General features: G+C 68.6%; 13 protein-coding genes. 4 read left to right on the forward strand and 9 right to left on the reverse strand.

Going from position 1 to position 13,371, the window contains the following annotated elements:
* Positions 1-19: 19 nt before the first annotated feature.
* The 7 genes from ACI2LP_RS08450 to ACI2LP_RS08480 form a co-directional block, all read right to left on the reverse strand.
* Positions 20-481, reverse strand: coding sequence for a hypothetical protein (locus ACI2LP_RS08450; RefSeq protein ID WP_404723777.1), 462 nt, complete (start codon positions 479-481; stop codon positions 20-22).
* A gap of 117 nt (positions 482-598) precedes the next feature.
* Positions 599-2,011, reverse strand: coding sequence for an NAD(P)/FAD-dependent oxidoreductase (locus ACI2LP_RS08455; protein ID WP_404723778.1), 1,413 nt, complete (start codon positions 2,009-2,011; stop codon positions 599-601).
* Between the two features lie 30 nt (positions 2,012-2,041).
* Complete coding sequence (locus ACI2LP_RS08460; RefSeq protein ID WP_404723779.1) at positions 2,042-2,839, reverse strand: ABC transporter permease; 798 nt, start codon at positions 2,837-2,839, stop codon at positions 2,042-2,044.
* A complete protein-coding gene (locus ACI2LP_RS08465; RefSeq protein ID WP_404723780.1) occupies positions 2,839-3,765 on the reverse strand; it encodes an ABC transporter permease in 927 nt (308 codons plus the stop codon). The genes ACI2LP_RS08460 and ACI2LP_RS08465 overlap by 1 nt, the downstream gene beginning before the upstream one ends.
* Positions 3,762-4,913 carry an ABC transporter ATP-binding protein gene (locus ACI2LP_RS08470; protein WP_404723781.1) on the reverse strand — a complete coding sequence of 384 codons (1,152 nt, stop codon included), beginning with the start codon at positions 4,911-4,913 and terminating at the stop codon, positions 3,762-3,764. The genes ACI2LP_RS08465 and ACI2LP_RS08470 overlap by 4 nt, the downstream gene beginning before the upstream one ends.
* Before the next feature lie 42 nt (positions 4,914-4,955).
* On the reverse strand, positions 4,956-6,203 hold the full coding sequence (locus ACI2LP_RS08475) for a spermidine/putrescine ABC transporter substrate-binding protein (RefSeq protein ID WP_404723782.1): 1,248 nt from the start codon (positions 6,201-6,203) through the stop codon (positions 4,956-4,958).
* A gap of 75 nt (positions 6,204-6,278) precedes the next feature.
* Positions 6,279-7,793, reverse strand: coding sequence for a gamma-aminobutyraldehyde dehydrogenase (locus ACI2LP_RS08480; RefSeq protein WP_404723783.1), 1,515 nt, complete (start codon positions 7,791-7,793; stop codon positions 6,279-6,281).
* A gap of 175 nt (positions 7,794-7,968) precedes the next feature.
* Between ACI2LP_RS08480 and ACI2LP_RS08485 the strand changes: the two genes are divergently transcribed.
* Positions 7,969-8,529 (forward strand): NADAR family protein, encoded by a 561-nt coding sequence (locus ACI2LP_RS08485; RefSeq protein ID WP_404723784.1) that lies wholly within the window; start codon positions 7,969-7,971, stop codon positions 8,527-8,529.
* 78 nt (positions 8,530-8,607) lie between these two features.
* On the opposite strand, the gene ACI2LP_RS08490 is transcribed toward ACI2LP_RS08485, so the two are convergent.
* On the reverse strand, positions 8,608-9,372 hold the full coding sequence (locus ACI2LP_RS08490) for a DUF4190 domain-containing protein (RefSeq protein WP_404723785.1): 765 nt from the start codon (positions 9,370-9,372) through the stop codon (positions 8,608-8,610).
* 134 nt (positions 9,373-9,506) lie between these two features.
* On the opposite strand from ACI2LP_RS08490, the gene ACI2LP_RS08495 reads away from it, so the two are divergent.
* The 3 genes from ACI2LP_RS08495 to ACI2LP_RS08505 all read left to right on the forward strand — a co-directional run bounded on the left by ACI2LP_RS08495 (position 9,507) and on the right by ACI2LP_RS08505 (position 12,107).
* Entirely contained in the window at positions 9,507-10,532 is a 1,026-nt protein-coding gene (locus tag ACI2LP_RS08495) for an adenosine deaminase (protein ID WP_404723786.1), read from the forward strand.
* A 22-nt stretch (positions 10,533-10,554) separates the two neighbouring features.
* Entirely contained in the window at positions 10,555-11,247 is a 693-nt protein-coding gene (locus ACI2LP_RS08500; protein ID WP_404723787.1) for a glycerophosphodiester phosphodiesterase, read from the forward strand.
* 71 nt (positions 11,248-11,318) lie between these two features.
* Positions 11,319-12,107 carry an SAM-dependent methyltransferase gene (locus ACI2LP_RS08505; RefSeq protein WP_404723788.1) on the forward strand — a complete coding sequence of 263 codons (789 nt, stop codon included), beginning with the start codon at positions 11,319-11,321 and terminating at the stop codon, positions 12,105-12,107.
* Positions 12,108-12,200: 93 nt separating this feature from the next.
* On the opposite strand, the gene ACI2LP_RS08510 is transcribed toward ACI2LP_RS08505, so the two are convergent.
* Positions 12,201-13,355, reverse strand: a complete 1,155-nt coding sequence (locus ACI2LP_RS08510; protein WP_404723789.1) for a spermidine/putrescine ABC transporter substrate-binding protein — start codon at positions 13,353-13,355, stop codon at positions 12,201-12,203.
* Positions 13,356-13,371 lie beyond the last annotated feature (16 nt).

Here is a 13,371-nt window from a genome sequence, read left to right on the forward strand (position 1 = left end):
CCGGCAGTGCTCGGCCCTCTCAATGCCGGTCGGCGCGGGCGATTTCGGCGGCAGCCTCGTGCATCGCCAGCTCAAGGAGCGCCGGATCGGTGAGCGTGCCGGAGCCGTCGGGAGCTATCAGCCAGCGCACGCCTCGGGTGGGCCACGACGGGTGCGGGACGGCGATCCAGGAGCCGGTGCCGGCATTGCGTACGCCCGTACCGATCCAGCGTTCTGCGGTACCCGGCGGCACGAAGAAACCGATACGTGCGTCGCCCAGGTCGGCGAAGAGCACCGGTCCCGGCCGCTCGACCAGCCGCGTCAGCACGTCGAGCGCCGGACAGCCCAGTTCGCCGGGCAGGATCAGCACGTCCCAGCGCCGGCCGGCGGGCAGCAGGGCGACCCCGAGGGGGTTGCGCTCCCACTCCCACCGGCAGGCGTCCGGGTCCGGCGCCACCGACGCCAGCCACTCCACCGCGGTCCTGTCCCCCGAGCCAGCCATTGTTCCGGCCCCCGTTCCGTGTGCGCGGACGTTGCGTTCACACGGGGAGAGCGGGCTCGGCGCGGAGGATTACGCGGGTTCTGACCACCAATTCGACGAATTCGACGCGGTCAGGCCCTAGCTGTCGAAGCCGAGGCCGAGTTTGTCCATCGTCCGCAGCCAGGCATTGCGCCTGCCGCCATTGGCATCCGCCCTGGCCAGCGCCCATTTGGTGAGGCCGATACCGGCCCAGGCCACCGGCTCGGGCGGGAAGGGCAGCGGCTTGCTGCGCACCATCTGCAGCTGGGTGCGCTCGGTCTGCGCGCCGGAGAGGAGGTCGAGCATGACGTCCGCTCCGAAGCGGGTCGCGCCCACGCCCAGACCCGTGTACCCGGCGGCGTAGGCGACCTTGCCGCCGTGCGCCGTACCGAAGAAGGCGGAGAAGCGCGAGCAGGTGTCGATGGCGCCGCCCCAGGCATGGCTGAAGCGCAGCCCCTCCAACTGCGGGAAGCACTCGAAGAAATGGCCGGCGAGCTTGAGATAGGTCTCGGGCCGGTGGTCCATCTCGGCGGTGACCTTGCCGCCGTACGGATAGATCGCGTCGTAGCCGCCCCAGAGAATCCGGTGGTCGGCGGTGATCCGGAAGTAGTGGAACTGGTTGGCGCTGTCGCCGAGCCCCTGCCGTCTCTTCCAGCCGATCGCGGCCAGCTGTTCGGTGCTGAGCGGTTCGGTCATCAGCGCATAGTCGTAGACGGGGACGGTGTACGCGCGCACCCGCTTGACCAGGGACGGGAAGACATTTGTGCCGAGCGCGACGCGGTCGGCGAAGACACGGCCGTACGGGGTGCGGACCACGGTCCTGTTGCCGGACGAGGCCAGTTCCAGGCCGGTCGTGTTCTCGTAGATGCGTACGCCGAGGTCCGAGCAGGCCTGCTTGAGGCCCCAGGCGAGCTTGGCGGGGTGCAGCATGGCGACGCCGCGCCGGTCCCACAGCCCGCCGAGGAAGGTCGGGGAGTTCACCTCGGCGCGTACCGCGTCCTGGTCGAGGAGTTCGAAGCCGGTGAAGCCGAGCCCGCGCACCTCCTCGTACATCTGGTGGAGCTCTTCGAGCTGGTGGGGCTCGGTGGCGACGTCGATCTCGCCGGTGCGCTCGAAGTCGCAGTCGATGGAGTACTTGTCGACCGTCTCCTCGATCGCGTCGAGATTGCGGTTGCCGAGTTCCTCCAGCGTGGCCAGCTCGTCGGGCCAGCGGGCGAGGCCATTGCCCAGGCCGTGGGTGAGGGAGGCGGCGCAGAAGCCGCCGTTGCGGCCCGAGGCGGCCCAGCCCACCTCGCGCCCTTCGATCAGTACGACGTCCCGGCCGGGGTCGCGCTCCTTGGCCAGCAGCGCGGTCCACAGTCCGCTGTAGCCGCCGCCGACGACGAGGAGGTCGCAGTGTTCGTCCCCGGTCAGCGCGGGCAGCGCGCCGGGCTTGCCGGGGTCGTCCAGCCAATAGGAGACGGGCTGGGCGTCGGAGAGTGATGAGGCAAAGGTCATGGCAGCTGGGGCCATGGTTTCCACTCCTTCGGTGGCCTCGTGGGCCTACTTGGGCAGTGCGCTGTGTTTCCGCCGGTTGCTCACGAACTGGGCGAACACCACGATCAGTACGGCGATGAAGAACATGGCCGTGCCGATGACATTGATCTGGACGGGCGTGCCGCGCTGGGCCGAACCCCACACGAACATGGGGAAGGTGACGGTGTTGCCCGAGTTGAAGTTGGTGATGATGAAGTCGTCGAAGGAGAGCGCGAACGCGAGCATCGCACCGGCGGCGATGCCGGGAGCGGCGATCGGCAGCGTGACCCGCAGGAAGGTCTGCACCGGACTGGCGTAGAGGTCACGTGCGGCCTCTTCGAGCCGGGGATCCATCGACAGCACACGCGCCTTGACCGCCACCACCACAAAGCTCAGACAGAACATGGTGTGCGCGATCAGGATGGTCCAGAAGCCCAGCTGCGCACCCAGGTTGAGGAACAGGGTGAGCAGGGATGCGGCCATGACGACCTCGGGCATCGCCATCGGCAGGAAGATCAGCGAGTTGACCGCGCCACGCGCCCGGAAGCGGTAGCGGACCAGCGCGAAGGCGATCATCGAGCCGAGGACGGTCGCGCCGATGGTGGCCCACAGTGCGATCTGGAGGGACAGGGAGAGCGAGCCGCACATGTCGGCGACTCCGCACGGGTCCTTCCAGGCGTCGGTGGAGAACTCCTGCCAGGAGTAGTTGAACCGCCCGGCGGGCTTGTTGAACGAGAACACCATCACGACGATGTTCGGCAGGATCAAGTACGCGAGCGTGATCAGCCCCGCAATGACCACAAGGTTGTTCCGTATCCAGCGCATCAGACCAGGTCCTCCGTTCCGGCCCGGCGGATGTAGACGGTGACCATGATCAGCACGACCGCCATGAGAATGAACGACAGCGCGGCCGCGGTCGGGTAGTCGAGCACCCTCAGGAACTGCGACTGGATGACGTTGCCGACCATCTTGGTGTCGGTGGAGCCGAGCAGTTCGGCATTCACGTAGTCACCACTGGCCGGAATGAAGGTCAGCAGGGTGCCGGAGACGACGCCGGGCATGGACAGCGGGAAGGTCACCCTGCGGAAGGTCGTCGACGGCTTCGCGTACAGGTCCCCCGCCGCCTCGTGGAGGCGCGGGTCGATCCGCTCCAGCGAGGTGTACAGCGGCAGGATCATGAACGGCAGGAAGTTGTACGTGAGTCCGCAGACCACCGCGAGCGGGGTGGCGAGCAGTCGGCTTCCCTCGGTCATCCCGAGCCAGTTGGTGACATCGAGGAAGCCGATGCCGCCCAGGACATCCACCACCGGGCCGTCGTCCGCGAGGATCGTCTTCCACGCGAGCGTACGGATCAGAAAGCTGGTGAAGAACGGCGCGATGACCAGGACCAGCAGCAGATTGCGCCAGCGGCCCGCCTTGAACGCGATCAGATACGCGAGCGGATAGCCGAACAGCAGACACAGGATCGTGGCTGTGCCGGCGTACAGCAGCGAGCGCAGGAACTGCGGGTAGTACTCGGTCAGCGCGTCCCAGTAGGTCTGGAAGTGCCAGGTGACCTTGAAGCCCCCTTCGAGGGAGCCCGTCTGCACGGATGTCGAGGCCTGATAGACCAGCGGCAGCGCGAAGAAGACGATCAGCCAGAGCATGCCGGGCAGCAGCAGCCAGTACGGGACGAGCTTGCGGCGTACGGACTGTTTGTGGACGACCGGCTCGACGGCGGGCGAGGCGGGCGGTGCCTCGGTGACGGTCATGGCGTCTCCTCCACCGTCTCCACACCGGCGTCGATGTCCTGGGCGGCGTCGAGACCGAAGGTGTGGTCCGGGTTCCAGTGCAGGACGACCTCGGCGCCGGGCACCAGGCGCGGGTCCCGCTCGATGTTCTGTACGTACACCTCCAGCTCCGGACAGACCGGGCTGTCGATGACGAACTGCGTGGAGACGCCGATGAAGCTGGAGTCGGCGATCTTGCCGGTGATGCGGTTGCGGCCGTTGTTGATGGTGCCCGCGTCGTCCGCGTGCGCCAGCGATATCTTCTCCGGGCGCACGCCGACCAGCAGCTTCCCGCCGGTGCGGGGCTGGGTGGCGCAGCGCTCGGCGGGCAGCCGCAGCTTGGCGTCGGCGGCCGTGACGACGACCTCGCCGCCACTGTTGGACGCGACCTCGGCCTCGATGAGGTTGGAAGTGCCCAGGAAGTTGGCGACAAAGGTGGTCTGCGGGTTCTCGTAGAGCTCGGCGGGCGCGCCGAGCTGCTCGACTCGTCCGCCGCTCATGACCGCGACCGTGTCGGCCATGGTCATGGCCTCCTCCTGGTCGTGGGTGACATGCACAAAGGTGATGCCGACCTCGGTCTGGATGCGCTTGAGCTCCAGCTGCATCTGGCGGCGCAGCTTGAGGTCGAGGGCGCCGAGGGGCTCGTCGAGGAGCAACACCTGGGGGTGGTTGATGAGCGCGCGGGCCACGGCGACGCGCTGCTGCTGGCCGCCGGAGAGCTGGTGCGGCTTGCGCTTGGCGAAGTCGCCGAGCTCGACGAGGTCGAGCATGTCGCCGACCTGCTTCTTCACCGACTTGATGCCGCGCCTGCGCAGTCCGAAGGCGACGTTCTCGTAGATGTCGAGGTGTGGGAAGAGCGCATAGCTCTGGAAGACGGTGTTGACGGGGCGTTTGTACGGCGGCAGGCCGGTGACGTCCTTGTCGCCGAGGAACACCGTTCCGGTGCTCGGGTCCTCAAGACCGGCGATCATCCGCAGGGTGGTGGTCTTTCCGCAGCCGGAAGCGCCGAGCAGGGCGAAGAACGAGCCCTGCGGGATGGTCAGGTCGAGCGGGTGGACGGCCGTGAAGCTGCCGAAGGTCTTGCTGATCCCGGAGAGGCGGACGTCGCCGCCCTCTGTCTTTTCAGTCATGGGTCGCGGTCCCAGTGGTGTCGAGGGGAGCAGGGGGGCAGATCAGGCGCCGATGAGCTTGGCGAACTTCTCTTCGTACGCCTTCTCCTCCGCGCTGCTGAGCGAGCGGAAGGCGTGGGACTTGGCGGCCATGGCCTTGTCCGGGAGGATCAGCGTGTTCTCGGCAAGCGACTTGTCGATCTTGGTGAGTTCGGCGGCGACGCCCTCGACCGGGCACACATAGTTGATGTACGCGGCGAGCTGGGCGGCGACGGGGAGCTCGTAGTAGTAGTCGATCAGCCGGGTGGCATTCTTCTGGTGCCTGGCGTTGGCCGGGACCAGCAGATTGTCGGAGGAGGTCATATAACCGGCCGCCGGGATCGAGAACTTGATGTCGGGGTTGTCGGCCTGGAGCTGAATGAGGTCACCGGCCCAGGCGAGACAGGCGGCGATATCGCCCTTGTCCAGGTCCGAGGTGTAGTCGTTGCCCGTGAAGCGCCGGATCTGCTTCTTGTCGACGCCCTTCTGGAGTCGGCCGATTGCCGCGTCGTAGTCGGCGGCGTTCACCTTGGCCGGCTCCTTGCCCATGTCGAGCAGGGTCATGCCGACCGAGTCACGCATCTCGGTGAGGAACCCGACCCGGCCCTTGAGCGTGGGGTCGTCGAGGAGCTGCGTGACGGAGTCGACCTTCTTGCCCCCGGTCGCCTTGACGTTGTAGGCGATGACGGTCGAAATGCCCGTCCACGGGTAGGAGTAGGCGCGACCCGGGTCCCAGTCGGGGCTGCGGAACTGGGCGGAGAGATTGGCGTACGCGTGCGGCAGCAGCGAGGAGTCGAGCTTCTGCACCCAGCCGAGCCGGATCATCCGCGCGGCCAGCCAGTCGGTGACGCATATCAGGTCGCGGCCGGTGTCCTGGCCGGCGGCGAGCTGCGGCTGGATCTTTCCGAAGAACTCGACGTTGTCGTTGATGTCCTCGGTGTACTTGACCTTGATCCCGGTCCGCTTGGTGAACTGCTCCAGCGTGGGACGGTGCTTCTCGTCCTCGCTGACGTCCATGTACTCGGTCCAGTTGGAGAAGCTGATCCGCTTCTCCGCAGTGGAGTGGTCGTCCGAGACCGCTGCCTCTCCCTCGCGCTTCGCGGGCGGGATGCCACAGGCGCTCAGGGAAGCGAGGCCGCTGACGGTGAGCGCGCCTATACCGCCGGCGCGCAGCATCGAACGGCGGGTGAGGGCGCCCCGGCCGCTGGTGATGCTGCGTCGCATCGCCGCCAGTTGGGCTGCGGACAGGACGTCCGGCTCGTGCTGATCCATGCGCTGTGCCCTTTCGGGATGGTGCCGCGGGTCGAGCGGCGCTGGGCTGGGCTGGGCTGGGCTGGGCTGGGCTGGCTAACGGTCCCCGAAGATCGTGCGGTGCCAGTCCTTCCTGACAACCGCCGTGTTGTCGTACATCACGTGCTTGACCTGCGTGTACTCCTCGAAGGAGTACATCGACATGTCCTTTCCGAAGCCGGACGCCTGGTATCCGCCGTGCGGCATCTCGCTGATGATCGGGATGTGGTCGTTGATCCAGACGCAACCGGCCCTGATCTCGCGGGTTGCGCGGTTCGCGCGGAACACATCACGGCTCCAGGCGGAGGCGGCGAGACCGTAGGGGGTGTCGTTGGCGAGTGCGATGCCTTCGTCGTCGGAGTCGAAGGGGAGGACCACGAGGACCGGGCCGAAGATCTCGGACTGGACGATCTCGCTGTCCTGGGCGGCGCCGGCGACGAGGGTGGGCCGGTAGTAAGCGCCGCTCTTCAGCTCTCCCTGGGGTGCCTCGCCGCCGGTGACGACGGTGGCGTAGGCGCGTGCCCGGTCGACGAAGCCCGCGACGCGGTCGCGCTGGAGGTGCGAGACCAGCGGGCCGAGGTCGGTGGCCGGGTCGAGCGGGTCGCCGAGGCGGACGGTCGTCATGAGATCGGCGACACCGCTGACGAAGGCGTCGTACAGCGGCCGCTGGACATAGGCGCGGGTGGCGGCCGTGCAGTCCTGGCCGGAGTTGATGAGCGAGCCCGCGACCGCGCCGTGGACGGCGGCCTCCAGGTCGGCGTCGTCGAAGACCACGAAGGGAGCCTTGCCGCCGAGCTCGAGGTGGAGGCGCTTGACGGTGGCGGTGGCGATCTCGGCGACGCGCTTGCCGACCGGGGTGGAACCGGTGAAGGAGGTCATGGCCACGTCGGGGTGGCCGACCAGGTGCTCGCCCGCGTCCCTGCCCGCGCCGTTGACGACATTGACGACGCCGTCCGGAATCCCGGCCTGCGTCGCCGCCTCGGCGAACATCAGCGAGGTGAGCGGGGTGATCTCGGCAGGTTTCAGCACGATGGTGTTGCCTGCGGCGATGGCCGGAAGGACTTTCCAGGCCGCCATCTGGAGCGGGTAGTTCCAGGGGGCGATGGAGCCGACGACGCCGATCGGCTCCCGGCGTACGTACGAGGTGTGATCGCCGCTGTACTCACCGGCCGACTGCCCCTGGAGATGGCGGGCGGCGCCGGCGAAGAAGGCGGTGTTGTCGACCGTGCCCGGCACGTCGAACTCGGTGCTGAGCTTGATCGGCTTGCCGCACTGCAGGGATTCGGCGTACGCGAGGTCCCCGGCCTGCTCGGCGAGGACGGACGCAAAGCGGTGCAGGGCGTCGGAGCGCTCACCCGGGGTGGCGCCCGCCCAGCCGGGGAAGGCCTCGCGGGCGGCGGCCACGGCGTCGTCGACGTCTGCGGCCGAGGCCAGTTCATAGGTGTGGACCGGCTCGCCGTTGCCGGGGTTCACGATGTCCTGCGTGCGTCCTGAGGTGCCGGACCGCAACCGGCCGCCGATGTACTGCGCGCCGTCCGCGAAGCGGTCCTGTGCCTGGAAGCGGTTGCCCATCACGCTCTCCGTTGCTCCGGCTCGGGTTGAGTGCCGATCCTGACAGAGCACCACCCGTCCAACAAGTGATTCCGTTGTTGCCTTTTGATTACGCGACGGAATCGGTCGACCATGTGTCGGGTCAGGCAGCTCTTAGCCGTACGGAGTGTCAGTGGTGGATGCCAGACTCGCGTGCATGGGGATGAAAGAGCTGATCGAGCAGGTCAGCAGGAACAGGCGAATCAAGTATCTGCACTTTTGGGGCCACGCACCGCGCCGGGACGGATCCGTCGGCGCAAGCTGCCTCAGCCAGTGGTGGCCGTCACCCTTCGTGGTCGACGGCGTCCGGTACGCAACGGCTGAGCACTGGATGATGGCGCACAAGGCGCGGCTCTTCGGCGACGCGGACGCCGAGCGGCAGGCGCTCGAGGCGAAGAGCCCGGCGGCGGCTAAGCGGGCGGGGCGGCTGGTGCGCGGCTTCAACGACGCAATATGGGAGCGCGAGCGGTTCGCCATCGTGCGCTCGGGCAGCGTGCACAAATTCGGACAACATGTCGAGCTGCGCGACTTTCTGCTGTCCACCGGGGACCGGGTGCTCGTCGAGGCAAGCCCGGTGGACCGGGTCTGGGGCATCGGACTGGCCGCGGACGACGAACGGGCACAGGACCCGACGCGCTGGCGCGGGCTCAATCTGCTGGGCTTTGCCCTGATGGAGGCGAGGGAGGAACTGCGCTCGGCCGGGGCGGAGCGGGACTGACAGCCGGCCGGCGGCTGACACTGCCAAGTGGGGCGACCCCGGCCGGCTGGCGCCGGCCGGGGGGCGGGGTGGCCGCTCTCAGCGGGTGGCGGCGGGGGCCGGGAGGGCGTCGCCCAGCACCAGGGAGTTCGAGTAGTCGTCGTTGACGCCGTCGTGCTTCCTGTCGTCGTTGATCGCCGTGGTGATGCCCCAGGCCAGCAGCCCGATGACGATCGCGCCGATCACGATGCCGACGGAGCCGAGGATGATCCCGGCCAGCGCCATACCGCCGTTGGTCGCTTCGCCCCGCTGAGCACGCTTCCTGCCGAGGATGCCGAAGATCAGGGCGAGCACGCCCAGGACGACCGCGACGATTCCGTACAGGCAGAAGAGACAGACGGAGAGGATGCCGAGCACCATCGCGGTGATGCCCATGCCATTGGCGGGGGCAGCCTGCCAGCCGGTCTGGCCGTAGTTCTGGTAGCCCGGGTATCCGGGGTAGCCGCCGTACGGATCGCCGACGCCGGGCTGCGGGGTGCTCGGGGCGGGGTAGCCGTACGGATCGCCGACGCCGGGCTGCGGGGTGCTCGGGGCGGGGTAGCCGTACGGGCCGGGGGTGGCCTGGGCCGGTCCGCCCGGGGCTATCGGGGGCGGCGGCACCGCACCCATGCCGACGACGGGTTCCGCGCCGGGCATCGAGGTGACCGTCGGCTGGTTGTGCACGGGCGAGGCCGTCGGCCCCGCTGCGGCGCCGGGCTTCTCCAACGGCACCTTGGGCTGCGCAGCGCTGCTCTCCGGCGGAGCCCACGGATCGCGGTCGCGGGGCTCGGGCCCGCCCGCCGGCCAGGCCTGGTTGTCTGACATACGTTCTCCCCCATTGAGGTCCGCGGCCATGCTACGGCCTGCGTCCGGTCCTCGACCGGACCCCCCCTACGATGATCCCTGGCCCGAACAACCCTCGTACACGCCCACCCGGCCGTCCCACACGGAGGACCCCGATGACCGATCTGCACCCCTTCATCGCGGGGCTTCCCAAGGCCGAGCTGCATGTGCACCACGTCGGCTCGGCGTCCCCGCGCATCGTCGCCGAACTGGCCGCCCGCCACCCCGACTCCAAGGTCCCCACCGACCCCGAGGCGCTCGCCGACTACTTCACCTTCACCGACTTCGCGCACTTCATCGAGGTCTACCTCTCGGTCGTGGACCTGATCCGCACCCCTGAGGACGTACGGCTGCTCACCTTCGAGGTCGCGCGGGACATGGCCCGGCAGAACATCCGCTACGCCGAGCTGACCATCACGCCCTTCTCCTCCACCCGCCGCGGCATCGAGGAGAAGTCCTTCATGGCGGCGATCGAGGACGCCCGCAGGGCGGCCGAGGCCGAGCTCGGCGTCGTACTGCGCTGGTGCTTCGACATCCCCGGCGAGGCCGGTCTCGAGGCCGCCGAGGAGACCGCGCGGCTCGCGGTGGATCTGCACCCCGAGGGCCTGGTCTCCTTCGGTCTGGGCGGCCCCGAGGTCGGTGTGCCGCGGCCGCAGTTCAAGCCGTACTTCGACCGCGCGATCGCGGCGGGCCTGCACTCCGTGCCGCACGCCGGTGAGACGACCGGACCGCAGACGATCTGGGACGCGCTGAACGAGCTGCGCGCCGAGCGCATCGGCCACGGCACGAGCGCGACCGAGGACCCGAAGCTGCTCGCCCATCTCGCGGAGCACCGGATCCCGCTGGAGGTCTGCCCGACCTCGAACATTGCCACCCGCGCGGTCACCGACCTCGACGAGCACCCGATCAAGGAGATGGTCGCGGCCGGTGTACTGGTGACGATCAACAGCGACGACCCGCCGATGTTCGGCAGCGACCTGAACAACGAGTACGCGGTCGCCGCCCGGCTGCTTCAGCTGGACGAGCGCGGTCTCGCCAATCTCGCCAAGAACGCGGTGGAGGCGTCGTTCCTCGACCCGGCGGGCAAGGCGCGTCTCGCAGCCGAGATCGACACGTACACGACGGCGTGGCTCGAGCGCTGACCCGGCACCGACAATGGGGCACATGCGCACCATCAGTGTCGTGGCCCATCGCGGCGATCCGTACCGCGTCCGCGAGAACACCCTTCCCTCGCTCCGCTCGGCGATCGAGCGGGGCGCGGATGCGGTCGAGATCGATGTACGCCTCACCCGTGACGGCGTGCCCGTGCTGTTGCACGACGACTCGCTGAAACGGCTGTGGGGCCACGGCCGGCCGCTGGCCCGGCTCACTCACGCCCAGGTGGCGGAGCTGACCGGCGGCGGGGTGCCGACACTGCGCGATGCGCTGCTCGCGGTCGGGGCGCACCGACTGATGATCGATCTGCCGGGTGCCACGGCGGAATCAGTACGGACGGTCGTCGGCACCGTCCGCGAGTACGGCGCGGGCGAGCGCGTGTACTACTGCGCGGGCCCGACCACCATGCTCGCGGTGCGCGCTGCCGATCCCTCGGCCGAGATCGCGATGACCTGGACGACGTCGGCCCCGCCGCGCCCCGCGCTGCTCGAAGCGGTGCGGCCGCGCTGGCTCAACTATCGGTTCGGACTGCTCGGCGCGGACCTGACGGACCGTGTCCACAAGGACGGGATGCTCGTCTCGGCCTGGACGGTGGACACCCGGCGCTCCATGCGCCGGCTGATCGGGTACGGCGTGGACGCGATCACCACCAACCGCGTCGACGTGCTGCACGCCGCCGTTCTGCGCTCCGCCCCTGTCTGAATTCCCCTCGCGGCAAGGCGTCTTGATCAGTCCGGCATGATGGGCTGCATGCCACTGGCCGAGGAGCAGATGTGACCGACAGGATCCGCACCGACGTAGCCCACAACGCCAGAGTCTGGAACCACTGGCTGGGCGGCAAGGACAACTATGCGGTCGACCGCGCGGTGGGCGACCACGTCACCGGCCTCTACCCGAGCATCGGCGAAGTGGCGCGCGCGGACCGGGCGTTCCTGGGCCGCGCGGTGCGCCATCTGACCGCCGAGGCCGGCGTACGGCAGTACCTGGACATCGGCACCGGCCTGCCCACGGTCGAGAACACCCACGAGGTGGCTCAGCGGATAGCCCCCGACGCGCGGATCGTCTATGTCGACAACGACCCGATCGTGCTGGCGCACGCGCGCGCCCTGCTCACCGGTTCCCCGGAGGGCGCAACCGAGTACATCGACGCGGACGCCCACTACCCGGACCGGATCCTCGCCGCCGTCGAGCCGCTGCTGGATCTGAAGCAGCCGGTGGCCGTGATGATGCTGGGCATCCTGAACTTCGTACTGGACACCGACGAGGCCCGGTCGATCGTGCGGCAGCTGCTGGACGCCGTACCCTCCGGCAGCTATCTGGTGCTCACCCATCCGACGCTGGAGCTGGGCGGCGAGGGCAACGCCGCGGCGATGCGGTTCTGGAACGAGAACGCCACGCCGCCGATCACGGCCCGCGGCCGCGCGGAGTTCGCCTCGTTCCTGGACGGTCTTGAGGTCCTGGAGCCGGGCATCGTGTCATGCGCCCGCTGGCGACACGATCCGGCGACCGAGGGCGAGTTCCCCCAGGTGGCGCAGTTCGGCGCGGTGGGCCGCAAGCCCTGACCCCCAGGGGATCGCGTCGTGCAGCAGCCGGCGGCGAACAGACCGTACGTCACCACGGAGCTCACGTGATCATCGCTCGTGATCGCGGGTCCGCTACAGCCCGACGATCGCATTCCACCGCTTCGCGAAGGGCGTGCGCTCCTTCGAGGTGATGTCGCGCGCGATCGCGAGGCGCCCCCGCATCTCGTCGTCGGGGAAGATCAGCGGATCCTCGGCGAGCGCGGCCGTCTCCTCGTCCTTCGACGAGGCCAGGACGTCACGCGCGGCCGGCACCGGGCAGACGTAGTTGACCCAGCTCGCCAGCTCGGCCGCGACCTCCGGCTGGTAGTAGTGGTCGACGAGCGCCTCGGCGTTGTGCTTGTGGCGGGCGAGGTTGGGGATCATCAGGCTCTCCGCCCACAGCTCCCCGCCCTCCTCGGGCACGACGAACTCGATGTCCGGGTTGTCGGCCTGGAGCTGGATGACATCGCCGGAGTACGCCTGACACGCAAGCACATCGCCGGTGGACAGATCCTTGATGTAGTCGTTGCCGGTGAAGCGTCTGATGTGTTTGGCCTTCACCAGCCGCTCGACCTGGTCGCACATGGTGTGGAAGTCGTCGGCGGTCCAGCGGGTGACGTCGACGCCATTGCCCTGCATCAGCAGCGCAAAGGACTCGTCGAGCCCGGACAGCAGCGTGACCCGGCCGCGCAGATCGTCCGCCCACAGCTCGCGGGTGTGCCTGATCTCGCGGCCGAGCTGCTTGCGGTTGTACGCGATGCCGGTGATCCCGGACTGCCAGGGGACGCTGTGCAGCCGCCCCTTGTCGAAGGCGGGGGTGCGCAGTTGCGGGTCGAGGTACGTGGCGACATTGGGCTGTTTCGCCCTGTCCATCTCCTGCACCCAGCCCAGTCGTACGAAACGGGCCGCCATCCAGTCGCTGACGACGACCAGATCGCGACCGGTCTCCTGATGGTTCATCAGGGCGGGACTGATCTTCCCGAAGAACTCGTCGTTGTCGTTGATCTCCTCGGTGTAGCGGACGGAGATCCCGGTGCGCTCGGTGAAGGCGTTGAGGGTGGGCCGCTGGGAGGCGTTGTCGTCGTCGGTGTCGATGTAGAGCGGCCAGTTGGCGAAGTCGAGGCTTCTGTCGCGCTCGGAGTCGTCGTGCCGGGCGCGGTCCTCGGGCTGTACGTACGCCGCGGGCACCCCACATCCGGTGAGCGCGGCGCCGGCGGCGAGGCCGAGCAGCAGGGACCGCCGTGACATGGGGTTCATCCGTATC

The organism is Streptomyces sp. NPDC019890 (genome assembly GCF_044903445.1).
Taxonomy (GTDB): Bacteria; Actinomycetota; Actinomycetes; order Streptomycetales; family Streptomycetaceae; genus Streptomyces.